This is a genomic window from Nonomuraea sp. NPDC059007 (genome assembly GCF_042740555.1).
Classification (GTDB): Bacteria; Actinomycetota; Actinomycetes; order Streptosporangiales; family Streptosporangiaceae; genus Nonomuraea.
In genome coordinates, this window is the sequence record NZ_JBHYJD010000061.1 from 1 (window position 1) to 22,608 (window position 22,608).

Consider the following 22,608-nt stretch of genomic DNA (forward strand, 5'->3'; position numbering starts at 1 on the left):
TCAACGTCCTGCACGCCATCTTGCGCACCCGCAAGCCCTACGACCCCGGGCACCAGATCCGCACCGCAGCTTGACAGAAGCATTAGGCAGCCACCGCCGTGAGCTCGAAGAAGACGTCGTCGAGTGTGGGTGTGCGCAGCTCGACGCGTTCGACCGGGATGCCCGCCCGGTGCAGTTCGTCCAGGGTGTGCCGGAGGTGGCCGGGACCCTGGACGGCCAGCGTGATCTCGGCCGGGTCCGCCCCGCCCGGAGCGGACAGCAGGGCGCTCGCCCGCGGCACGTCCGCCGGCGCCAGGCGCAGCACGAGACGCTCTGCGCCCACCTGGCGCTTCAGCGCCTCGGGGGAGTCGTCGGCCACGACCCGGCCCCGGCTGATCACCGCGACCCGGTCGGCGAGCTGGTCGGCCTCCTCCAGGTATTGCGTGGTCAGCAGGATGCTCGTCCCCGTGGCGAGCAGTTCGCGGATCACCGCCCACAACTCCACCCGGCTGCGGGGGTCCAGGCCCGTGGTCGGCTCGTCGAGGAAGAGGATGCGCGGCGCCGCGACCATGCTGGCCGCCAGGTCGAGGCGGCGGCGCATGCCGCCCGAATAGGTGCCTACGCGGCGGTTGGCGGCGTTGGCCAGGTCGAAACGCTCCAGGAGCTCCTGCGTCCGCCGCCGGCCCTGGCGGCGGCCGAGGTGGTAGAGGCCGGCGAACAGTTCGAGGTTCTCCCTGCCGGTGAGCAGGTCGTCCACGGTGGCCTGCTGGGCGGTCAGGCCGATGGCCCGGCGTACGGCGACGCCGTCCCGCACCACGTCGTGCCCGCCCACGACCGCGCTGCCGCCGTCCGGAGCCAGAAGCGTGGTCAGGATGCGCACCGTCGTCGTCTTCCCCGACCCGTTGGGCCCGAGCAGCGCCAGCAGCGAGCCTGTGGGCACGGTCAGGTCGATCCCGCCGAGCACCCGCGTGTCCCCGAACGACTTCACCAGCCCCCGCGCCACGATGGCATCTGTGAATGACGTACTGTGTATGACGTTCATAGTTTTAAGATAATGCAGAATCCTAGGAGTGAGTCAAGGGAGGACCTCGATGGACCAGGAACGGCCACTGCCCCCCGTCATCGAGCGGATGTGGGGTCGCGAGCCCGCGCCGCGCCGGGGGCCGCGGCCACGACTCGACCTGGCCATGATCACCGCCGCCGCCATCGAGCTCGCCGACGCCGACGGCATCGGCGGAGTGTCGATGGCGAGCGTCGCCTCACGCGTGGGGGTCGCGGCGACCGCGCTCTACCGATACGTCGGCAGCAAGGAAGACCTGCTCACCGCGATGGCCGACGCCGTGGCGCCGCTGCCGCCCGACCCGGCGGGGCGGCCATGGCGCGAGTACCTCGCCACGTGGACCCGCGCCCAGCGCGACATCATCCTCGAACACCCGTGGGTGCTGGCGATCAGCCCGTTCGTGCCGCCGATGGGCCCGCGCCGGCTGCTCTGGCTCGACCGCCTGCTGGCCGCCCTCGACGGCACCGGGCTGGACGACGGTGAGCGGATCAACGTGGCCAGCACCCTGACCGGGTACGCGCTGACCGACGCCGCCGTGGTCTACGGGGCCGGCGATCCCGCGTACGAGAAGGCCGGGATCTCCGGCGCCGACGAGTTCGGCGCCGCGCTCGCCGAGGTCCTCGACCCGGCGACCTACCCCGCCCTGTCGGCCGCCGTGCGCGGCGGCGTCTTCTCCGGCGCCGAGGGCTGGGTGGACGACGACGACTTCCTGTTCGGCCTCAACCTGCTGCTCGACGGCGTGGAGCAGTTGATCGCCCGCCGGGGCGGCGTCACCTAGCCGCGCGCAGGATGCGGACGTACCCCACTTCCGCGACGTTCTTCGTCAGCTCCACGATCAGCCATCCGGCGACGCTCGCCATCGTCTGGCCCTGCCCCCAGGGCAGCTTCGCGACCTTGTCGCCGGAGTCGAGTTCGGCGTCGGTGAGCCCGAGCAGCCCTTCGCGCCAGGCGTCCTTGAGCCCGCGCAGCCACTCGGCCGCCGCGGCGGCGCCGCCCGGCCACACGATCTCCTCGCGCTCGGGCGCGCCGTCACCGAAGCAGTGGCCCAGCGTGGTCGTCCACCAGTAGCCCATGTGCCACATCACCCAGCCGGCCGACATCGCCGGCACGGGGTCCGGCTCGCTGTCGGCCCAGTCGGCCATCCAGCGCCCGTCCGCGCCGAGCCGGACGTTCCAGCTGTGGGTGGCCGGCTCCCAGAGCGCCGCCTCGTCGTCGAGCCCGTCAAGGTGGTACTCGAACAGCGCCCAGGCGATGTCGAGCTGATGGACGAGCAGTTCAGCGCGCTTGGTGACCATGGTCACCGATCCTAGGCACGCGGCCCGCGCCCGCCAACGGGATAAACATTTGGCCGATCCGACGATGAGGCATCCCCTTCCTTGGCCGATACTTCAAGGATGGAGCAGGTCGAATATCTGGAGCCGTCGCTCGCCCAGGTGATCGAGCGGATCGGCCCGCAGTACGTCACGGTCGTCGAGGCGCCGCACGGCGCGGACGTGCCGGTGTCGGGGCCCGCCATCCTGGACCCGGTGCTCGGCGATGCGCCCCGCCCGGGAACGCTGGTCCTGCTCGTCGGCCTGACCGCCGGCTCGCCGGACGCCGAGGCGGCGCTACACGGCCTGACCGGCGCCGCGGCGGCGGTGGTGCGCGCCGACGCGGCCGCCGCGAAACGGCTGGCGCCCGCCGCCCGCGCGGCCGGGATCGCCCTGGTCGCGCTGCACACGCAGATGCCGTGGAGCCTCCTGCACACGATGGTCGAGGACGCCGTGCTGCTCGGCGACAGCCTGATCTCCGCCCCGGGCCTGCTCGAAGCCCCGGGCCGTGACCTCGGCAGCGTGCCGCTCGGCGACCTGAACGCGCTGGTCAACGTCATCGCCGAGACGTTCGACCGGCCCGTGGGCATCCTGGACACCGAATGGCGGCTGCTGGCGTACTCCGCCGTGCCCGGCCAGGTCAACGACGAACTCCAGCGCCAGGTCATCCTCACCAAATCCGTGCCCGCCTCCAACGCGCCGCGCGAGACCCGCCGCCTGCTCCTGACCACCCAGCAGGCGCTGCGCTTTCACACCGGCGAGCCGTTCGACCACCCGGAGCAGCGCGTCTGGCGCATCGGCGTGGGCATCCGCAGCGGACCCGAGCCGCTCGGCATGCTCTGGATACTCGAAGGCCACGAGCGACTGCCGGAAGAGCGCCTCGTGCTCGCGGAGGAGTTCGCCCGTCTGGCCGGGGCCCACCTGCTGAGGGCCCGCACCGCCCGCGACGCCGACCGCGAACGCCGCGGCCGCCTGGTCGGCGACGCCCTGGACGGCGACGCCGCCGCCTGCCGACGCCTGGGCCTGCCCCGTACCGGCCTGGCGGTCCTGGCCATCACCTCACAGGGCCAGCCCGAGCACCTGCTCGACGCCGTGGCCACCTACCTGGACGCCTACCGCCGCTCGGCCGCCTGCGTCCTGCGCGACCACACCGTCTACTGCCTCCTGCCGGCGCCCGACCTCCGCACCGCCCGCGACACCGCCGCCGACCTGGCCCGCCGCCTGGCCCCCCGCCACCACCTGACCGCCGCCGTGGGCTCCCTCGCGACGGCCGACACCCTGACCGTCTCCCTGCGCCACGCCGACCTGGTACTCACCGTGCTGCGTTCCTCGGGCGCGCGGGTGGCCACCATCGACGAGGTACGGCCCGCCGCCGCCCTCATCGAACTCCAATCCCTGCTGTCCGCCCACCCGGACCTCCTGCTCCACACCTTCACCCCGCCTTCGGGCGAGGAGACGGTCACGGCCTGGCTGGAGGCCCACGGCGACATCCGCGCCGCCGCCGCGACCTTGGCCGTCCACCCCAACACCCTCCGCTACCGGCTGCGGCGCCTGGAAGCCTCCGGCTACGACCTCTCCACCCCCGACGCCCGCCTCACCACCTGGCTCCGCCTCCGCCTAACCCACCCCCACCCTTGATCCCCCGTCGCGGTGTCAGCGTAGGGCGTCTACGGGTTCCATTCGGGCGGCGCGCAGGGCTGGGTAGAGGCCGGCCAGGAGGCCTACCAGGGCGCCTGCGACCGGTGCCGCGACGGCCAGCCGTACGTCCAACACGGGGGTCCATTGCTTGATCGCGCAGATCACCACGATCGCCACCACCCCCACGGACGCGCCGACCACGCCGCCCGTCAGGCCGGTCAGCGATGACTCCAGCAGGAACTGGGCGGCGACATGGCGGCGGGCCGCGCCCAGCGCGCGGCGCAGGCCGATCTCGGTGACGCGCTCCATGACCGTGACCAGCGTGACGTTCGCGATGCCGACCGCGCCCACGACGAGCGAGACCAGGCCGAGGATCAGGAAGAGCGCGTTGACGTCGTTCTCGACCCCGTCGCGTGCCCTGGTCGGGCTCTGCGGGGCGGTCACCTGCAGCATGGCCGCGTTGCCGGGGCTGAGCGCGAGCGGCGCCTGCTTCGCGATCAGGTCGGCCGCGCCGATGCTGGTGTTGATCAGCACGCGGGTCACCTCGCGCAGGCCGAAGCGCTGGCCGATGGTGGGCGGCAGCAGGACCGCGCTGCCCAGGCTCTTCTCCCGCCGCAGGTCGCCGAGCACCCCGATGACGGTGTAAGCGTGCGTCCCGATGAACACGGCCGGAGCGCGGTCGAGCCGTGTCACCCCGAGCAGTTGCGCCGCCCGCTCGCCCAGCACCACCACCTTGTCCCCGCGGGCCAGATGCCCGGCGTCGAAGTACCGGCCCTGGACCATGCGGCCCTTGACCGCCGCGGGCAGACCGGGACTGCTGGCGACCACGGTCAGCGTCAGCTCGGTCATCCGGCTGGGATCGACGAGTTCGTTGGCCCGGACGCTGATGTTGGCGCTCTCCTTGGCCTCGGCCACCGCGGCGGCCGAGGTCACCCCGCGCAGGCGCGTCACCTCTTCCACGTCGCCCCACCCGACCAGCGGATGGTCGTCGCCGGGGACGTCCACGGTGACGGAGGTCGCGGTCAGCTCGTCGAAGCGGCCGACGATCTGGTTGCCGGCGGTGGCGGCGGTGCCCAGCGTGATGACGAGGGTGGCGATGCCCAGCACGGTCCCCAAAGCGGTCAGCGCCGAGCGGACGGGACGGGCCAGCAGGCCGGCCGCCGCCTCGGCCCACAGGTCAAGGATCTTCACTGAGCACTCCGTCCGTGATCCGCAGCCGGCGTCGAGCCCGGCCGCTCACCTCGTTCTCGTGGGTGATGACGACGATCGTCATCCCCTGCGCGCACAGGTCGTCGAACAGGGCGAGCACGCCCTCGGTGTTCTTGCTGTCAAGAGCGCCGGTCGGCTCGTCGCACAGCAGCAGCGAGGGTTCACCGAGCAGGGCGCGGGCGATGGCGGCGCGCTGGCGTTCGCCGCCGGACAGCCGTTCGGGCGGGAAGTCGACCCGGTGCGACAGGCCGACCCGGTCCAGTTGTTCCAGGGCGCGGGCTCTGCGGTTCTTGCGGTCGCGCCCGCCGTACACCTCGGCCAGCATGACGTTCTCCACCACGCTGCGGTGCGCGAGCAGATGGAAGGACTGGAAGACGAAGCCGATACGGCTGCCGCGCAGTCTGGTCCGCGCGCTGTCGGGCATCGACGTGGTCTCGATGCCGTCCAGCCGGTAGCTGCCCGAGGTGGGACGGTCCAGCATGCCCAGCACGTTCAGCAGCGTCGACTTGCCCGATCCGGACGGGCCGACCACCGCCACGTAGTCGGCCGCGCCCACGCGCAGCGACACCTCCGACAGCCCGAGCACCGGCGGGTCGGTGGGGAACTCCTTGGTCAGCCCGGTCAGCTCGATCACCGCCTCAGGCACCGCCTCAGGCACCGCCGACCACCACCCGGTCGCCCTCCTTGAGCTCGCCGGTCACCTCGACGTCGCCGTCGGCGGTCAGCCCGGTGCGTACCTCGACCTCCTTCGTGCGGTCCTTACCGACCTCGACCTGCACCCGGGGCCGGCCGTCCGCCGCCGTGACCACGGCCGCGACCGGCACCGACAGGACCTTCTCCCGCGTCGCGCCGACCGTCACCCGCACGGTGACGCCCGCGCCGGACAGGCCCTTGAGCCCGGCCATCGACCTGGGCGTGATCAGCACCGCCTCCGAGCCGAGCTTGGCCCTGCCCGCTCCTACCGAGCTGACGGTGGCGGGAATGGCCTTGCCCGCCTCGGTCTCGATGACCGCCGCCAGCCCGCGCTTCAACAACTTCGCCTCCGCCGTCTCCACCGAGCCGGACACCACGAACGTCGAGCTCGTCACCGTGGCGAACGCCTTGTCCACCACGTCGCCCGCCTTGACCGCCGCCTTGTGCAGCCGGGCCGGCAGTTTCGGCAGGAACACCACCTCGCCGGCGGGAACGGTCGTGCCGTAGGTGAGCGTGTACTCAGCGAGGATCGCCCTGGCCGCGGCCAGGTCCTTCTGCGCCCCTGCCACCTTGAGCTTGACCGGGGACAGCTGCCTGGCCTGCCGCAACGCCTGATCGGCCGTGGCGAGGGCCTCGCGGGCGAGCCGTACCGCCTTGCGCGCCTCGGTCAGCCGCCGCTCGCGCGCCTGCTCCGCCTCCACCCGGACGCGGTCGAGCGCCCGGTGCGCGGCGTCCAGGTCGGCGCGCGCGTTGGCGACGCGCAGCTCCTTCAGCCTGCCGTCCGACGGGGTCGGCGTGGGGCTGGGCTCCGGCCGGTTCGCCTCCTGCTCGGCCTCCAGCAGCTTCTCCTCAGCCGTCCGTACGGCGGCCTCTGCCGCCTCCACCTTGGCCGCGTCCTCGGGGGTGAAGTGGGCCGCCTCGTCCAGAGCCCGGCCGGCGTCCCGGAGGTCCTGCTTGGCGTTGGCCAGCTTGAGCTTGAGCGGCCCCACGTCCCGCCCCTGCTCCAGCGCCTTGCGCTGGTCGGCCAGCACTTCCTGAGCAGTCTGTACGGCCCGGCGAAGTTCGTCACGCCGCTGCCTGGCCTCGATCGTGGGCTGCTGCGCCGCGTACCCCTTCTTGGCGTAGAAGCGTGTCACCGCCGCGACCGTGGCCGGATCGAACACCCCCGACACCCGCACCCGCAGCGCCCGCTGCAACTGCCGGACATCGTCGCCTTTGGTACCCGGTGCCAGCGTGCGGTGCATCGGCACCTTGCCGGTGAAGGCGAAGACCGGGCGGCCGTTCACCTCCATGAGCGTCCCGCCGTCCCTGACCTTGCCCGGCCGTGGGGCACGGGTGGCGCGCTGCAGCGTCTCGCTGCCGCCGACGACTCCGGCCAGCATGATCGGCTGCGGCGAGCCGTACTCCAGAGTGCCCGCGACGACCACGGTGCTGACCAGCTTGCGGCGCTCCACCAGCGCGGTGACCAGCGACGGCTTGGGCGGCGTGCGCAGCGCGGCCTCGTCCGCCGGCGAGCGCAGCCGCGTGCTCACCCCCCAGCCGGCCCCCGCGACCACGACGACGCCGGCCAGCACGACCAGCAGCAGCTTCTTCTTTCTCACGACTGCGGAAGGAAGCCGAACTTCATCCGCGCCTCGGAGTTGAGCCGCGTGCTCAGAGGGTTGAAGGCGGCATAGAACTCCTTGCCGCACTCCAGGTCGGTCAGCGCCGACTTGATCTCTCTCGTCAGGTACGGCCGCGCCTGCGCCGCCGAGGGCTCCTTCTGCTTCGCGACCAGTTCCTCCCACTCCATCGGACCCCTGTTGACCAGGTCGAGAGGCTTGCTGGAGCTGACCTTCTCCCCCTTGCCGGTCAGGCACTGCGCGAACGGCCCGGCCAGCTCGTTGAGCTTGGCGTCGCCGTTGAGCTCCCTGTCCACCCTCTCGATCTCCTTGGCCGTCAGGTCCGAGAAGTCGGCCAAGGACTTCACCTCGAACCCGAAGACCTGCTTGACCGCGGTGGTGTAGCAGGTCTTCACCTGCAGCTCGTACGCCTCCCGCTGCCCCTTGTCCAACCCCGCCTTGACGGCCTCGTTGGGATCCTTCCTCTCCGGCTCGCCCCCCTCGTCTTTGTAGACGAACCGGGAAAAGGCCCCGTACCCATGCTTGGAGCGGACCTCCTTCAAACTCGCGTAGTCGCCGCTCGCCACCCGCTTCTGAAGGTCGGACTGTTTGAACGGCGGCACGTGGATCACATATTTGAAGCCCTTCTGCTTCATGCAGTCCGCGATCAGTGTTTCCCGCTCGTGCCGTTTGTCCTTCGCCCCGGATTCCGGGGCGGCAGCCGTACTCTCTGCACCGCACCCCGCCAGCAGCGCCAGCCCCAGCAGGCCGCAGACGGCCAGTCGCTTCTTCATGCCGGACACTCTGGGCCCCGCGTTCATCCGCCCCGTAGTGCCCGTGTATCGGCCGTGTATCAGTTGGCATTTACCGTGCTCTGACGGTGTGCTTGACTCCTCCCTTGTAGCCACAGCCTCGGGGAGGGGCCATGGGGGAGTTCGTCGGGATCGACCCCCGCCGGGCGGAACAACTGATGCGGGAAATGGCCGGGGGCCAGGCCGTTCTGGGCCGCGCCAGGCCCGGTCTGGAAGCGGCCATCGCCGAAGCCGGCCCCTCCTGGACCGGCCCTTCCGGCGCCACGGCCATGCACCAATCCTGGGCCTTTCTCGACGAGACCCAGCGCGATCTGAAATGGCGCGTGGACACGCTCCGGCAAATGGTCCCCGGCACCGGCCTGCTGAGCGGATCCCTGCCTTTCATCAGCGAGACGGAGGCGGCCCACCAGGGCACGGCCGACGGCCGCCGCATAGCCGACGCCCTGAAGAACCTCGAACTCGACCACACGGTGGAGACCTGGCGCGCGGTCACTGCGGCAGCAGCCGCCGCGAAATCCCACCTGACCGACCCCGCCTACGCCGCCGCCCTGCTGAACGCCCTCGGCCCCGACAGGTTCCGCGCGTTGTTCATGCTCTGGATGAAGAACAGGGGCCCGGCCATGGACAAGGGCCTGCCTCCCGGCGTCCTCCAGCAGAGCGGCCTGGGTCCGCTGGCCCAGGCGTACGCGAACGCCGAACGAGCCGGCCGCCTCGACGCGAAATGGCTGGCCGCCTTCCTCAAAACCACCCAGCCAGGCGTCCTGACCGCACTGATCACGCTGTCCCGCCCGTCAAGCGGACTCCTGAACCAGGTGGCCACCAGAGTCCTGGGCCGCCCCTTGGCCGCCGACCTCCCCACCAGCCCCAACTGGAACCTGAACGCCCTGATCGACGCCTACGCCCACGACCCCGCCGCCCTGCAGTCGTTGCTGGCCACCGACAAGAACGCCGCAGGATGGCTGCTGCACCCCCAGCGCGTCCAGCTCAGCGGCATAGACGGCCTCCAGATCAAGCTGGCCGCCACCCTGAACCAGGCCTTGACCCAGGGCCCCCACCGCGACCAGGCGATGTTCAACATCATCCGCACTCTGGGCGCCGAGAACAGCCCGTGGATCTCCACCGACTGGGGCATCTGGAGAGACTCGCCGATCAGCGAAACCCTGGCCAGAAACATAGGCCCCTACCTGGACCAGCTGGCCCGCGCCCAGTCCAAACGCGACTCACCCGAACTGACCGCCATCTACCCCACGACCCCCTGGGACACCCTCACCCCCGACGACGCCTCCCGCTTCGCAGGCGTCCTGATGCAGGACGCGGACGCGGCGAAGCTGCTGATGAAAGCCTCCCAGGACTACACGTTGAGCCTCGACATCGGCCGCTTCCGCCCCTTCGGCGACGAGGCCACCCAGGACCAGTACACGTCCCGTGCGGCGCTGGCCGGGGGAGCGGCGAACCTGATGTTGAGCGGGACCACGTATGCGGAGTGGGCTGACGACGAGTATGCGGATTGGGTGGCGGGGGTGGCGTTGCTGCCTGTTTCATGGCTTTCCAACAAATACTGGCCCATCCAAAACCCTGCGACAGCCACCGGCCGCGACATCGGCCTGGACGCGGCGAAAGATGGTGTGAAAGAGGCGATTACCGACTATCTCGACAAGAAGACTCCGGCCACGGCGGAAACCGTTGCGGATGGCATTGTTGCGCGGCAGGCTGAGTGGGTGCAGGATTCACTGACGCAGCACGGCCAGAAACCATTGACGGCGGCTCAGGAGAACGAGGTTCGCATGGCGTTCCGCGGTCGGCTCTACGATGCCTTGCTCAAGGCCCTGGAACAGCGGGGAGGATGAGAAATGACCATCCCCAGCCAAAGTGAGCTGCTTCGACAGGCCGCGGAAAAAGAACTGCTCGCGACCGCGTTCATCCAGTACGCCGAAGACCTGGACAAGGTTTTCTCCGGCGCTCTGGCACGGCCTCGGGAAGTCGAAACCTTCTGGAAGGGGCCGTCCTCGGACCGCTTCACCTCTCGGGCCGCCCAGCTGCATCGCGAGATCGACCTGCTACGGGAGAGTTGCGCGTCCACTGCCGACCGCCTGCGCAAGCAAGCCCAGCTCGCGCGTACCGAGGCAGCTCAGCTGACCATCTGAGACTGAGGTCATCCACTGCGTTCGTAGCAGCTGGTCTTGCCGACGATCATGATGTTGGGTTTCTGCGCGGTACGCACGGCAATCAGGAAGGTGATCCCGGTGGTCGGGTGCCGCAATACCGCGGTCCCCAGATTTTCATCACCAAGATCCGACTTATCCACAACCACTTCGTAACTACGCAGCCGTAGCGCACTCGCCATCAGGCCTACGGCGTTGCTCGGCGCGGGCACATAGGGCGGGTCCTTGAAATCGCCCTCGGCACGGAAGAATCGCTGGATCTGACCTTTCAGGCATCCCACTTCGCTGTCGCGATCCGCTCGTTCCGTGGCAGCGGCCGAACCCGAGGAGGCCAGGTCCTGAGAGGCGAGTATCCGGTCGCCTTCCGCGACCAGCAGTTTCGCGGCCTCATCCAAACCGGGTTTCGCAGGATCCCCTGAACAGCCCGTTACCCCGATAAGGGAAACGAGCGCTGCTGCGGCTGCCAGTCGTCGAATGTCTGGGCGCACGACCGGGACACTACCCAACCCGTACTCCCGCGTACACCTGTCAAGGCGTCACGCCAGGTAGAGCCGATCCCGGAACGCCCCCCGCTCCGCACGCTTGGCGGCGGCCACCTTCTCGATCATGTCCCAGTCATGCCCGTCGGCGGTGGCGATGGCCCGCAGCACCTCGTACACATCCGCGATCTCCCCGGCGACCTCCCCGGCCGAGGCGTCACGCAGTTCGGCGGACTCCTCGAACAGCTTCTCCACCAGAGCCCGGCGATACTCCGCCGGGCCGAGCACGCGAACGGCCGGCTCGCCGCCGTTCTGTCGGATGATCTCCGGGATGTTGTCCCGCACCAGCTTGCCCATGACGCGCGAGCCTACCGAGTCGCAGTGACAATCCTCGGTGATCGCGAACTACCCTGAAACGATCAAATATCGTGATCAAGGCTGGTATGTCGGGATGACTGTGGAGTTCTTCCGCGAGGAGCCGACCGCCCGAACCTCATGGCGGCTGGCGGTGCTCATGGGCGCCAACGTGCGTACCTACAAGTTCGCCCTGGGTGAGGCTTTGCTGGGGGCCGCGGCCGAAGGGCGTGGCGACATCCTGCTCAAGGATCTGGCCGGGCCGTACGCGATGAGTCTGGTGGAGCATCTGGCCCAGGCGCCGCAGGCGTCACCCAAGGTCGTGGCCGCCGGGGCGGACTTCCTGGCGGTGGCTCGGGAGGAGGCGGCCGAGTCCATGCAGCTCGGCGCGCCTACGGAGAAGCTGCTGGCCGCGGCGATGAAGTCGATGCCCGCCATGGTGATGCGGAAGTTTCACCGGCTGCGCGGTGACGGCGGCGCCGAGGTGCCTCATCGCTTCTATGAAGTCACGGGGTCTGCTCGCGAGCGGGTGGTCAGGCTGACGGGGCCGCTTCTCGAGGTCGCGCTGTCCGAGCAGCGACCGAGCTTGCGGGCGGAGCTGGCGGCGCGGTGGAGCATCGTCGAGATGTCGTTCGCCGCGGGCGTGGGCAGAAGCCTGGTCGAGGAGGGGGTCGCGGTCGATCTGCAGACGCTGCGGATCACCGACAAGGAACGGCGGCGCCCGGTCGCCGGAGTCACCGAAGCCGTCATCGGGTTCCAGCATGGCCGCTGCGGCATCTGCGGTGATCCGCTTATCCCCGGCGTCGACGAGATCGCGGTCGACCACGTGTTCCCGTACTCGTTCAGGCGCCTCATGCCCGCCATCGACCTGGACGCGATCTGGAACCTCGCCCCCGCGCACCGGCCCTGCAACGCCCAGAAGAGCAACCAGCCGCCCACACCCGGTCAGCTCACCCGGCTGGCCATGCGGAACGAGGCGATCATGCTGTCGCCCCATCCGCTGAAGCGCACCCTCCAGCTCACGCTGAAGCGGCACGGCTTCCGGGGCGGATGGTGGGACTTCATCCAGGGGGTACGCGACCAGCTCGGGTAGCGAGCCGTACCGTGAAGGCGTGGGGGTCGTCTAGATTGCTCAGCACAGGAGGTGGGCGATGCGACGGATCGTTCTCGTCGGGCTGGGCGACGTTGAGCTGGTTCGGCGCGTGCTCTCTGATCTGCTGCTCACCCCGGCCCTTCGCGGGCAACTCGAGGTCGTGCTTCATGATGCCGACCCTGGGCTGAGGGCGACGGCGGAGGCGCTGGTCAGGTCGCTGGATGCCGAGGCGGACGCGCGGGCCGTGATCAGCGTGAGTGCCGAGCGGCGGCGGGCGCTGGCTGGGGCCGATTTCGTGGTGGCGGCCATAGACGTGGGCGGGTTCGAGGCCACGCTCAAGGACTTCGAGATCCCCCACCGGTACGGCCTGCGCCAGACCATAGGCGACACCATCGGCATAGGCGGCATCTTCCGCGGTCTGCGCGGCATCCCGACGTTCGTCGAGCTGGGTCACGAGATGGCCGAGCTGTGCCCCGAGGCGTGGCTGCTGAGCTGCAGTGATCCGATGGCCATGACCGGTCTGGCGGTGCAGCTCGCCACGGGTTTCACCCGGTTCGCCGGCTCCTGCCACTCGGTCTGCGACACCCACCTCTATCTCGCCGACCTGGTGGGCAGGGGGCTCGACGAGGTCGAGTTCGTCACCGCGGGGCTCAATCACCAGTCGTTCGTGCTGCGGTTCGAGGCGGAAGGGCGCTCGCTCTATCCGGAGCTCGACGCCGCCCTGGCCGCCGACGATCAGCATGTCCGCGTGGAGATCTACCGGCGTTTCGGATATTTCCCGACGGAGTCAAGCGAGCACGCGGCCGAGTACTTCCCCTGGTTCATGCGGCACAAGGACGAGACCTCGCGGCTCGGCGTCCAGGTCGAGGAGTACCTGAGGCGCAGCGGCCAGTCCCTGCACCGTTACGAGGAGACCAGGCGCGCGCTGTCGGCGGGACGTTCGCTGCTGGTGCGCTGGCACCACCCCGAGCCCGCCTCCGTGGCGATGCTGGCCATGCTGACCGGCCAGCCCAAGGAGGTCTACGTCAACGTCCCGAACGAGGGCCTCATCGAGAACCTGCCGCGCGAGGCCTGCGTGGAGGTCCCGGCCCTGGTCGACGCCACCGGCATCCACCCCAAGCGGATCGGCGAGCTCCCGGTCCAGCTCGTCGCGCTCAACCGGACCTTCCAGAACGTGGTGGAGCTGACCGTGCGGGCCGTACTCGACGGCGAAAGGCGGCACGTCCACCACGCCGCGATGGTCGACCCCAACACCGCCGCGACGCTGCCGCTACACGCCATCGAGGCGCTGTGCGACGAGCTGATCGACGCCCACGGCGACCTCATGCCGGAAGGGGTGCGCCGATGACCGAGCCCGTGCCCACGGAGGTGCGGCGCGAGCGCATGCTGGGCCTGCTCATGGAGCAGGAGTTCGCGCGGGTGGCCGAGCTCGCCGAGGCGTTCGGCGTGTCGAGCGTGACCGTCCGCGCGGACCTCGACGCGCTCGAAGAGCACGGCAAGGTACGACGGGTCCGCGGCGGAGCGGTGGCGGCGGGCCCACCGGCGGCCCCGGGCGAACCGTCGTTCGAGCAGTCACTCGGCGCCGCCGCCGTCGAGAAGGCTCACATCGCCAAGCTCGCCGCCCACCTGGTGCGCTCCGGTGACAGCGTGCTCATGGGCGCAGGCACCACGACCACGTACGTGGCCAGGGAGATGGTGGCCCGTACCGATCTGACCGACGTGACGGTGTTCACCAACGGGCTGCGTACCGCGCTGGAGCTGGAGCCCGCGCTCCCGCGGTTCGCGATCATCGTGACCGGCGGCAGCCTGCGCCGGGCCCAGCATTCGCTGGTGGACCCGCTGGCGAGCAAGCTCCTGGAGGGCGTGCGGGCGGCCAAGGTCTTCCTCGGCTGCGGCGGGGTGCACCCGGAGGGCGGGTTCACCAACGTCAACCTGCCCGACGCGGAGATGAAGCAGCGCATGCTCAAGGCGGGCGCCCGGCGGATCATGGTCGCCGACTCCACGAAGCTCGGCGTGATCGAGATGGCCCCGATCTGCCCGCTGAACGGCGTCGACCTGCTCATCACCGGTGAGCAGGCCGATCCCGTGGTCGTGGAGTCGTTGCGGGCGGGCGGGCTAGAGGTTCAGCTGGCGTAGGGAGTCGGGCAGCAGGTCCCAGTGCGCCCGGGTCAGGTCGTCGCACATGCGGGAGATGTCCGCCAGCGGCAGGGTCGCCGAGGCGTTGGGGTCGACCATGACGGCATGCCGTACATGATCGGGACGCCCTTCCAGCGCGGCACGGACGGTCAGTTCCGCGACGCTGACATAGGCCTGGTTGAGCGCCGCGCACTGCGGCGGCAGCGCGCCCACCCTGGTCGGCCGCACGCCGCCGCCGTCGACCGCGCACGGAACCTCGACCACGCTGCCCGCGGGCAGGTTGGAGATGAGGCCGTCGTTGACGACGTTGCCGTAGACGATCCGTGGCGTGCCGGTCGCGATGCTGTGGATGATCTGCGGGGCGTACTCGTTCGTGCCCTCGACGGTCAGGGCCCGCCCATGCTGTACGGCGTCGCGGGTGCGCCCGTATTCCGCGAGGTTCTCCGCACTGATGCGGACATAGTCGCCGACCGGGATGCGCAGCCGTTCGATCTCGCTGTCGTGCCTGAGCAGCCACGGCAGGTACTCGGCGGAATGCTCGCTGGTCTCGGTCGGGTAGTAGCCGAACCGGCGGAACATCTCCACCCGGACCCGCCGGCTCAGCTCGGGGTCGCGTACGTCGAGCCGGTCGTAGAGGTTCTCGCCGTCACGCTCGAAGCGCAGCACCCAGGCCTGGTGGTTGACGCCCGCGGCGAGGTAGGTGACCTCCTCGTACGGCACGCCGACCAGCGCGGCCAGATCGTGCATGGTCCAGTAGACCGAGTGGCACAATCCGACGACGTTGCGCACCTTGCCGGACAGGTACCAGACGTTCATGGCCATCGGGTTGGTGTAGTTCAGCAGCCAGGCGTCGGGGCAGACCGCGTTCATGTCGGCGGCCAGGGCGTCGAGCACGGGGAACGTGCGCAGCGCGCGGAACACCCCGCCGACCCCGATGGTGTCGGCGATGGTCTGGCGCAGGCCGTAGCGGGCGGGGATCTCGAAGTCGGTCACGGTCGCCGCGTGCCCGCCGACCTGGATCATGTTGATCACGAAGTCGGCGTTCTCCAGCGCGTACTTCCTGTCGAGGCTCGCGCTGAGGTTGGTGACCCCGACGTGCCGCGCGACCGCCTCGGCCACCTCCAGACGCTCGGCGTCGATGTCGTGCAGGGCGATATGGGCGTCTTTGAGCTCCGGAAAGGCCATCAGGTCGGCCAGCAGGCCCTGCGTGAACACGACGCTGCCCGCGCCGACGAAAACAATCTTCATGAAGTGGCTTCCTCCCAGGTGGGCTGCGCCGCTGTGCCCCCCGCGGCTCGGGTCGAGAGGGTTCCCGCCTTCGCGGCCACGGCCAGGCTCCGCCGTACGGCGAGGCCGTTCGCCCGCGCGGCGAGGAAGCCCGCGTTGAAGCTGTCTCCGGCGCCCACGGTGTCCACGACCCGGGCCGGTGTGGCGGGGACGCGGATCACGGCGCCGTCGTGCACGGCGAGGGCGCCCTCGGCGCCGCACTTGATCACCGGCGTCGTGATCCTGGCGAGCTCGGCCGCCGCTTCCTCCACGGTCGCGGCGCCGGTGACGGCGAGCGCCTCGCGGTCGTTCGGCAGGAAATAGTCGGTGACGGCGAGCAGTTCGTCCAGGCCCTTCCACTGGCCGGACGGGTCGTCGTTGGTGTCGAGCGAGGTCGTGGACGCGACCGTGCGGAAGTACTCCGCCAGCCCCGAGCCCAGCCCCGGCTGCAGAAAATAGGATGAGACGTGCACATGGGCGGCCCGGAGACCGTCCGGAATGTCGGCGACCGTCAGCCGGGACAGGCAGCCCGTGGCGGTCAGAATGGCCCGGTCGGTCCCGTCGGTGAGCACGACCGTGAGCGCCGTCTCCGCGTCAGGATCCACCACGCAGGACGAGACGTCCACGCCGCGTTTCTCCAGCTCGTCCAGGACGAACCGGCCCGCAGCGTCATCGCCCACCCGCCCGGCGAAGGCGGTCCGCAGACCGAGCCGGGCCGCGCCGCACGCGGTGATCGCCCCGGAGCCGCCGAGCGTCAGCCGTCCCGCCTCGACGAGTTCTTCGCGCTGACCGAAGGCGGGGACACGGGGCGCGCCGGTGACGATCACGTCCGGGTTGGCGTCACCGACGACGAGTAGGTCGAAGTCCATGCCCGGACCATCGCAGCGCCTTCAGTAACTTGTCAATACTTTCGTTTTCGGAGGCATTGACAAGTTTTCGAAAGTCATCATGATGGGCTCCAACGCAATCCCCCCGCCAGGAGGTCCCATGCCCGGCCCAGACTGCCCGCCGCCGAACGGCGGGCGCCGATGACGTCGACGCTGGTACGGCCGGCGGCCGTCAAACACGCCGCACCCCCGGTGCGTAAACGGGGCGACGGCCGGCTCGCGCTCGTCTTCCTGGCTCCCGTCCTGGTGGGGTTCGGGGTGTTCTACCTCTATCCGGCGGTACGCGGCGCCTGGTTCTCGATGACCGACTGGAACATGCTGTCGGAGCCCGAGTTCGTCGGCCTCGACAACTACGAGCGGCTGGTCGGCGACCCGCTGTTCTGGAACGCCATGAAGGTCACCGGGTTCTACGTCGTCATGACGGTGGTCGTCCAGGTGGGCCTCGGGCTGCTGCTCGCGGCGCTGCTGCACAGGCTGACCCGATCCCTGGTGGTCAGGACGCTGCTCGTGGTGCCCTGGCTGGTCCCGGGCGTCACCACCGCGCTGCTGTGGATGTGGCTGCTCGACGCCAACCTCGGCTTCGTCAACCACCTGCTCGTCGGCCTCGGGCTGGACAACCAGGGCTTCCTGACCTCGCCCGGCCTCGCGCTGCCGAGCATCTCGCTGATCAACTCGTGGAGCGGGACCGGCTACACCGCGCTGCTGCTCTACGCCGGGATGCTGTTGATCCCCAAACAGATCTACGAGGCGAGCGCGATCGACGGCGCGGGGGAGTTGCGGCTGTTCTTCAAGGTCACGCTGCCGCTGCTACGGCCGATCCTGGCGTTCGTGCTGGTCATCTCGCTGATCACGGCGGTGCAGGTCTTCGACACCGTCGCGGTCGCCACCAAGCCGGGCGGCGGGCCGGTCAACGCCACCCGGGTGATCTACTTCTACATCTACCAGCGGGCCTTCACGAACTTCCAGATGGGCTACGCCTCGGCCATGGCGCTGACACTGGTGCTCGTGCTGGGCGTGCTGACCTTCGTACAACTGCGCCTTCTGCGCGCCTCGACCTCGGACCTGTCATGAGACGCGCACTCGGGTGGGCCTGCCTGATCCTGGCCATCGTCATCTCGCTGTTCCCGCTGTACTGGATGATCAGGACGGCGATCACGCCTGGGAGGGAGCTGGCTGGGGACAATTCCGGATTTTTCCCGCAAAACCCTACTTTGTTTAACTTTGAGAGGGTTCTGGGGCTGGTGAGCCCCGAGGAGTCGCGGGCGGCCGGGGGGTCGGGTGCGGAGCTGGACTTCTTCCGCTATCTCGGCAACTCGATCGCCTACACGGGCCTGATCACGATATTTCAGACTTTGTTCTGCGGGATGGCCGGCTACGCCTTCGCCCGCCTGCACTTCTTCGGGCGCGACGTCCTGTTCGGCCTGTTCGTGGGTGCGCTGATGGTCCCGCCGATCTTCACGCTGCTGCCCAACTTCGTGCTGGTCAAAGAGCTGGGTCTGCTCGACAGTACGGCCGGCCTCGTCGCCCCGAGCCTGCTGATGACCCCGTTCGCCGTCTTCTTCCTCCGCCAGTTCTTCCTCGGCTTCCCCCGCGAGGTCGAGCAGGCCGCGCTGATCGACGGCGCGACCAAATGGACCATCTTCTGGCGCGTCGTCCTGCCCATGACCAAGGGCCCGCTGTTCACGCTCGCGCTGACCACCGCGGTCTGGACCTGGAACGACTACCTGTGGCCCCTGCTCGTCGCGCCCGGCGAGGACACCCGCGTGCTGACCACCGCGCTCGGCCTCTTCCTGAAGCAGTCGCCCAACACCCACCCCGACTGGACGGGCCTGATGGCCGGCTCGGTGCTGTCGGTGATCCCCGTGCTGCTGCTCGTGGCCGTCTTCGGCCGCCGCCTGGTGGATTCGATCCAGTTCTCTGGAATGAAGGGATAAATCATGAAGCGAGGCATCTTGGTGCTCGCACTGCTGGCGGCGGCCGGTTGCGGCGGCGCCCAGCAGACCCCGGGCAAGGTGACGCTCACCTACGGCCTCTGGGACGACATCCAGCAACCCGCCTACCGGCAGTGCGCCGACGCCTTCACCCAGGCCAACCCCGACATCACCATCAAGATCACCCAGCACGCCTGGGACCAGTACTGGCAGAACCTCACCACCCAGATGGTCGCCGGCGGCGCCCCCGACGTCATCACCCTGCAGGCGTCCTACTACCCCCAGTTCGTCAAGAACGGCCAGCTCCTCGACCTCCAGCCCATGGTCGAAGCCGACAAGGTGGACCTGGCGCAGTACCGCCCCGGCCTCGCCGAATCCTGGGTCAAGGACGGCGGAAGATACGGCCTGCCCAAGGACTGGGACACCATGGCCGTCATCTACAACACCGACCTGGTGAAGAAGGCCGGAGTAGACCTCTCGAACCTCACCTGGAACCCCGCCGACGGCGGCACCTACGAGAAGGCCATAGCCCGCCTCACCATCGACAAGAACGGCAAACGGGGCGACGAGCCGGGCTTCGACAAGACCAAGGTCGCCACGTACGGCATGGTGCCCGAGCTCAACGACGGCTCCCTCGGCCAGAACACCTGGGCCAACCTGGCGGTCTCCAACGGCTTCTCCTTCATCGACAAGAACCCGTTCGGCACCAGGTACTTCTACGACAACCCCAAGCTGGCCGAAACCGCGGCCTGGTACCGACGCCTGATCGAAAAGGGCTACGTCGCCCCCTACGACAAGACCAGCACACTGGGCACCGACGCCGTCCTGGCCTCCGGCAAGGGCGCGATGGGCGTCACCGGCTCCTGGATGATCACCACCTACCTGGGGACGAAGGAGGGGAAGTTCGCCTTCGCGCCGCTGCCCAAGGGCCCGCTGGGCCGTAAATCCGCCATCAACGGCCTGGCCGACTCCATCTACGCCGGCACCAAGCACAAGGACGCCGCCTGGAAGTGGGTCAAGTTCCTCGGCTCCGCCGCCTGCCAGGACATCGTCGCCAAGGCCGCCGTCGTCTTCCCCGCCATCACCGCCTCATCGGACAAGGCGCTCCAGGCACACGAGGCGGCGGGCCGCGACGTGAAGCTCTTCGTCGACCAGGCCAACGACAAGAACGGCACGTTCCTGCTCCCGGTGAGCGACCACGCCGACCAGATCAACGAGATCGTCGGCACCGCGCTGGAACAGGTGTGGCTGGGCCAAAAGGACGCCCCCTCCGCACTCAGCACGGCCAACACCCAGGTCAACGCCCTCTTCGAAAGGGGATGACATGAACCTCCTCGCCCTGACCTCCCTCTTACTGACCACCCTGCTGAGCCCGGCCCCCGCCGGCTGGGTCCCCTCGACGTCGGACCGCTGGCAGTACCAGCTGCAGCCCACGGCCACCGGGGCCGGAACGGTCGGCGGCATCCGCCTCAACCTCTGCGCCGTGCCGTACACCGGAGGCGCCTGCGTGAAACCCAACGTCTACAACATCGACCTTTACGGCCCCGACAAGGTGACCCCGAACAAGACGGCCGTCAACGCCATCCACGCCGCCGGTGGCCACGCCATCTGTTATGTGTCGGCAGGAAGCTGGGAGGACTGGCGCCCCGACAAGAACAGCTTCCCGGCCTCCGTGAAGGGCAACGACCTCGACAACTGGCCGGGCGAGAAATGGCTCGACATCCGCAAGCGCGACATCCTGCTGCCCATCATGAAGGCCAGAGTCGCCAAATGCGCCCAGGCAGGCTTCGACTCCGTCGAATTCGACAACGTGGACGCCTTCCAGAACAAGAACACCGGCTTCCCCCTGACCGGCGCCCACCAGCTCGCGTACAACAAGGCATTGGCCGACATCGCGCACTCCCACGGATTGTCCGTAGGCCTGAAAAACGACCTCGACCAGGTGGGCGCGCTGGTCGACTGGTTCGACTACGCGGTGAACGAAAGCTGCCAGGCCTGGGACGAATGCGAAGTCCTCGACACCTTCCTGGACGCCGGAAAGCCCGTCTTCCAGATCGAGTACACCGACGAGGGCGCGTCGGCTCGCGAATCCTGCCCACCCGCGAACACCGCCTCCCGCAGCACCATCCTCAAAACCCTCGCCCTCAACGCAACCCCCTGGACCCCCTGCCGCTGACCAAGGGAATGCCGAGCCGCTCGAACATGTGGTTGGTCTCCGGGTCTTTCGAGAACAGCACCGCTCCGGACATTCCCCTGGTGGCCAGGACCCGATAGGTGTTGCGGACCAGCTCACCGAACCGGGGCGCGCCATTCACCTGGGAATCCTTGTTCGCCTGCCGGTTCGCCTGCCATCCCTCGCCCCTCCAGACCAGATCCTCTCCGAAGATGACGCCCGCGTAGTCGTACTCGAAGCCCTGAGCGGTGTAGATGCAGCCGATCTGCCCGAACCCCGCCGGGTGGGTGGCCCACAGACTGGACGGAGGAACACCGTTCTTCTCCCGCTCGGAGCGCGAGTTCCAGGGGCGGCGCCAGTCACCGATCTGAACGTCCTCCACCAGGGTCCCGTCAGCCAGAGGGTCGCTCCACGGCCAGCAGAAGCCGGCCGCCATCCGGGCAGTGCGGCCCTCACCCTGCTTGGCGCGTAGAAAATCCTCCATGTCCGCGGGAGTACGGGCGACATACAGCTCGAAGGTCTCCAGAGGCCGCCACTGTTGTGGCCCGTGCTCCCACCCCAGCCCCAGAAGCTGCTCCACCCAGGCGACATATTCCGGACAACCCCCGCACCGGAACTGGTGGCGCAGGTCGATCTGCTGAACCCTCACCCCCATGTCGTTCGCGGCGTCATGGATCAGCCGAACGGAGCCCACCTCGCCACGGCGTACCAACTGGTGCTCATCGAGCAGGAACACCGGAACGGCGGCCGCCTCGATCAGCTCCTGCACCTGAGACCGTTCCCGCCGCGGGCCGTCGAAGTGGCGGCGGCGGTCGGACGTCTCCCGGAGGCGATGGGCTTCGTCGCAGATCAGAACGTCGATGTCATGCGGTGTCGCATGGGTGTAGCTGTTGAAGTAGGAGAAACTGCGCGCGGCCCGGCGGTTCACCTTCTCGACGTTGTCGCGCAGGGTCAGCGTGAAGGACCTGCTCCCGGTGGCGTGCACCGCACGGATGCCGTGCCGGTTCAGGGTGCCCAGCAGTTCCACGGCGATCACGCTCTTCCCGGTGCCCGGACCGCCCACGATCAGGACCGCCTCCTTGGGCGCGCCCCGCTTGCTCGCGTTCACCGCCGCCCGCACGTACTCGTAGGCGTCCCGCTGCTCGTCGAGCAGCGGAAAGACCGACCGCTCGCACACACTCTCACTCACCAGCGGGTACGCGGCTCCGTGCACGGCGTTCGGGTTGAGCGCTCCGAGGAAGTCGCACATGTACTCGCAGTAGCGGCGTACCTGCTCGGCCGGGTGAAGCTGTTCCCCGCCCGGCATGCCGTCCACGATGACCAGATGCTCACCCAGTTCGGACGGCTCCGCACGACTCCACTGCTTGAGCTCGACGACGACATAGGAGTCTTCGCCGGTACGCGGATGGACGCCGGCGAGCACCACGTCGGCCCGCCTGCTGGTGAGCGGAAGCTTGTACTCCACCAGCATCTCGACCCTGCGCAACCCCGCGTCGGCCAGATCACGGGCGAGGACCGGCAGGCTCCGCTGCCAGGACCTGACCTCGGACGGGGAAGCACGGCGCCCCGTCGTCACCCGCACGTGCTCGGCGATCACCTCCGCGAACGCGGCCTCGTTCGGAGACACGAGCAGGTTCTCCACAGACAGCCGCAGCGCCGTCACAGATCGTCCCCCAGGCAGCACGAAGTCGCTCGTGCGGGTGGGGCGTATCCGCTCCGGCCGAAGCCGGACGACCGCGGAAGCCCGTCGGGCCGCATCACATGGTCATCAAAAGCGTAGCGGCGCGAATGCCGCAGCGACACCGCCTGCGGGACTTGAGCCGCC

Annotated in this window: 22 protein-coding genes; 11 read left to right on the plus strand and 11 right to left on the minus strand. The window is 69.2% G+C overall.

The genetic code is table 11. From position 1 onward, the window contains the following. Positions 1-82 precede the first annotated feature (82 nt). Positions 83-1,021: an ATP-binding cassette domain-containing protein gene (locus ACFWY5_RS50655; protein WP_379639285.1), complete on the minus strand. Its 939-nt coding sequence runs from the start codon at positions 1,019-1,021 to the stop codon at positions 83-85. A gap of 49 nt (positions 1,022-1,070) precedes the next feature. Here ACFWY5_RS50655 and ACFWY5_RS50660 point away from each other — a divergent pair, with 49 nt between their 5' ends. After that, positions 1,071-1,817 carry a TetR/AcrR family transcriptional regulator gene (locus ACFWY5_RS50660; protein WP_379639286.1) on the plus strand — a complete coding sequence of 249 codons (747 nt, stop codon included), beginning with the start codon at positions 1,071-1,073 and terminating at the stop codon, positions 1,815-1,817. Here the strand turns inward: ACFWY5_RS50660 and ACFWY5_RS50665 are convergent. Then, on the minus strand, positions 1,810-2,334 hold the full coding sequence (locus ACFWY5_RS50665; protein ID WP_379639287.1) for a DinB family protein: 525 nt from the start codon (positions 2,332-2,334) through the stop codon (positions 1,810-1,812). The two genes, ACFWY5_RS50660 and ACFWY5_RS50665, sit on opposite strands and share 8 nt — an antisense overlap. A gap of 99 nt (positions 2,335-2,433) precedes the next feature. On the opposite strand from ACFWY5_RS50665, the gene ACFWY5_RS50670 reads away from it, so the two are divergent. Further along, a complete protein-coding gene (locus ACFWY5_RS50670; RefSeq protein WP_379639288.1) occupies positions 2,434-3,987 on the plus strand; it encodes a PucR family transcriptional regulator in 1,554 nt (517 codons plus the stop codon). A 15-nt stretch (positions 3,988-4,002) separates the two neighbouring features. On the opposite strand, the gene ACFWY5_RS50675 is transcribed toward ACFWY5_RS50670, so the two are convergent. The 4 genes from ACFWY5_RS50675 to ACFWY5_RS50690 are packed head-to-tail and all read right to left on the minus strand — an operon-like array spanning position 4,003 to position 8,284. After that, complete coding sequence (locus ACFWY5_RS50675; RefSeq protein WP_379639290.1) at positions 4,003-5,178, minus strand: ABC transporter permease; 1,176 nt, start codon at positions 5,176-5,178, stop codon at positions 4,003-4,005. Beyond that, complete coding sequence (locus ACFWY5_RS50680; RefSeq protein WP_379639291.1) at positions 5,165-5,854, minus strand: ABC transporter ATP-binding protein; 690 nt, start codon at positions 5,852-5,854, stop codon at positions 5,165-5,167. The genes ACFWY5_RS50675 and ACFWY5_RS50680 overlap by 14 nt, the downstream gene beginning before the upstream one ends. Next, positions 5,847-7,490 (minus strand): peptidoglycan-binding protein, encoded by a 1,644-nt coding sequence (locus tag ACFWY5_RS50685; protein ID WP_379639292.1) that lies wholly within the window; start codon positions 7,488-7,490, stop codon positions 5,847-5,849. Before ACFWY5_RS50685 ends, ACFWY5_RS50680 begins: the two co-directional genes overlap by 8 nt. After that, positions 7,487-8,284 carry a hypothetical protein gene (locus ACFWY5_RS50690; RefSeq protein WP_379639293.1) on the minus strand — a complete coding sequence of 266 codons (798 nt, stop codon included), beginning with the start codon at positions 8,282-8,284 and terminating at the stop codon, positions 7,487-7,489. Before ACFWY5_RS50690 ends, ACFWY5_RS50685 begins: the two co-directional genes overlap by 4 nt. A 131-nt stretch (positions 8,285-8,415) precedes the next feature. Between ACFWY5_RS50690 and ACFWY5_RS50695 the strand changes: the two genes are divergently transcribed. Further along, positions 8,416-10,149 (plus strand): hypothetical protein, encoded by a 1,734-nt coding sequence (locus ACFWY5_RS50695; protein WP_379639294.1) that lies wholly within the window; start codon positions 8,416-8,418, stop codon positions 10,147-10,149. A 3-nt stretch (positions 10,150-10,152) separates the two neighbouring features. Continuing rightward, positions 10,153-10,446, plus strand: a complete 294-nt coding sequence (locus tag ACFWY5_RS50700) for a hypothetical protein (RefSeq protein ID WP_379619979.1) — start codon at positions 10,153-10,155, stop codon at positions 10,444-10,446. An 8-nt stretch (positions 10,447-10,454) separates the two neighbouring features. Here the strand turns inward: ACFWY5_RS50700 and ACFWY5_RS50705 are convergent, their stop codons facing one another. Continuing rightward, positions 10,455-10,952, minus strand: a complete 498-nt coding sequence (locus ACFWY5_RS50705) for a hypothetical protein (protein WP_379619977.1) — start codon at positions 10,950-10,952, stop codon at positions 10,455-10,457. Between the two features lie 48 nt (positions 10,953-11,000). After that, the gene (locus tag ACFWY5_RS50710; RefSeq protein ID WP_379619975.1) at positions 11,001-11,300 is read right to left on the minus strand and encodes a nucleoside triphosphate pyrophosphohydrolase; all 300 of its coding nucleotides are present in this window, start codon (positions 11,298-11,300) and stop codon (positions 11,001-11,003) included. 94 nt (positions 11,301-11,394) lie between these two features. Here ACFWY5_RS50710 and ACFWY5_RS50715 point away from each other — a divergent pair, with 94 nt between their 5' ends. Genes ACFWY5_RS50715 through ACFWY5_RS50725 form a run of 3 tightly spaced genes read left to right on the plus strand, consistent with a single transcriptional unit; the run spans position 11,395 to position 14,526 of the window. Next, positions 11,395-12,390 carry an HNH endonuclease gene (locus ACFWY5_RS50715; protein ID WP_379619973.1) on the plus strand — a complete coding sequence of 332 codons (996 nt, stop codon included), beginning with the start codon at positions 11,395-11,397 and terminating at the stop codon, positions 12,388-12,390. A gap of 58 nt (positions 12,391-12,448) precedes the next feature. Continuing rightward, complete coding sequence (locus ACFWY5_RS50720; RefSeq protein WP_379619971.1) at positions 12,449-13,738, plus strand: alpha-glucosidase/alpha-galactosidase; 1,290 nt, start codon at positions 12,449-12,451, stop codon at positions 13,736-13,738. Further along, a complete protein-coding gene (locus ACFWY5_RS50725; RefSeq protein ID WP_379619969.1) occupies positions 13,735-14,526 on the plus strand; it encodes a DeoR/GlpR family DNA-binding transcription regulator in 792 nt (263 codons plus the stop codon). The genes ACFWY5_RS50720 and ACFWY5_RS50725 overlap by 4 nt, the downstream gene beginning before the upstream one ends. Here the strand turns inward: ACFWY5_RS50725 and ACFWY5_RS50730 are convergent. Both ACFWY5_RS50730 and ACFWY5_RS50735 read right to left on the minus strand, forming a co-directional pair. Further along, entirely contained in the window at positions 14,506-15,774 is a 1,269-nt protein-coding gene (locus ACFWY5_RS50730; protein WP_379619967.1) for an alpha-glucosidase/alpha-galactosidase, read from the minus strand. The genes ACFWY5_RS50725 and ACFWY5_RS50730 overlap by 21 nt on opposite strands. Beyond that, positions 15,771-16,661 (minus strand): carbohydrate kinase family protein, encoded by an 891-nt coding sequence (locus ACFWY5_RS50735; RefSeq protein WP_379639295.1) that lies wholly within the window; start codon positions 16,659-16,661, stop codon positions 15,771-15,773. The genes ACFWY5_RS50730 and ACFWY5_RS50735 overlap by 4 nt, the downstream gene beginning before the upstream one ends. A 159-nt stretch (positions 16,662-16,820) precedes the next feature. Between ACFWY5_RS50735 and ACFWY5_RS50740 the strand changes: the two genes are divergently transcribed. From ACFWY5_RS50740 to ACFWY5_RS50755, 4 genes are read left to right on the plus strand one after another with little or no spacing between them, the layout of a single operon-like run. Beyond that, a complete protein-coding gene (locus ACFWY5_RS50740) occupies positions 16,821-17,750 on the plus strand; it encodes a carbohydrate ABC transporter permease (protein WP_379639296.1) in 930 nt (309 codons plus the stop codon). Further along, on the plus strand, positions 17,747-18,613 hold the full coding sequence (locus ACFWY5_RS50745; RefSeq protein ID WP_379619961.1) for a carbohydrate ABC transporter permease: 867 nt from the start codon (positions 17,747-17,749) through the stop codon (positions 18,611-18,613). The genes ACFWY5_RS50740 and ACFWY5_RS50745 overlap by 4 nt, the downstream gene beginning before the upstream one ends. A 3-nt stretch (positions 18,614-18,616) precedes the next feature. Beyond that, on the plus strand, positions 18,617-19,933 hold the full coding sequence (locus ACFWY5_RS50750) for an ABC transporter substrate-binding protein (RefSeq protein WP_379639298.1): 1,317 nt from the start codon (positions 18,617-18,619) through the stop codon (positions 19,931-19,933). Between the two features lies 1 nt (position 19,934). Further along, entirely contained in the window at positions 19,935-20,786 is an 852-nt protein-coding gene (locus ACFWY5_RS50755; RefSeq protein ID WP_379639299.1) for an endo alpha-1,4 polygalactosaminidase, read from the plus strand. On the opposite strand, the gene ACFWY5_RS50760 is transcribed toward ACFWY5_RS50755, so the two are convergent. Further along, positions 20,755-22,446, minus strand: a complete 1,692-nt coding sequence (locus ACFWY5_RS50760; RefSeq protein WP_379639300.1) for a DNA/RNA helicase domain-containing protein — start codon at positions 22,444-22,446, stop codon at positions 20,755-20,757. The genes ACFWY5_RS50755 and ACFWY5_RS50760 overlap by 32 nt on opposite strands. Positions 22,447-22,608: the final 162 nt, after the last annotated feature.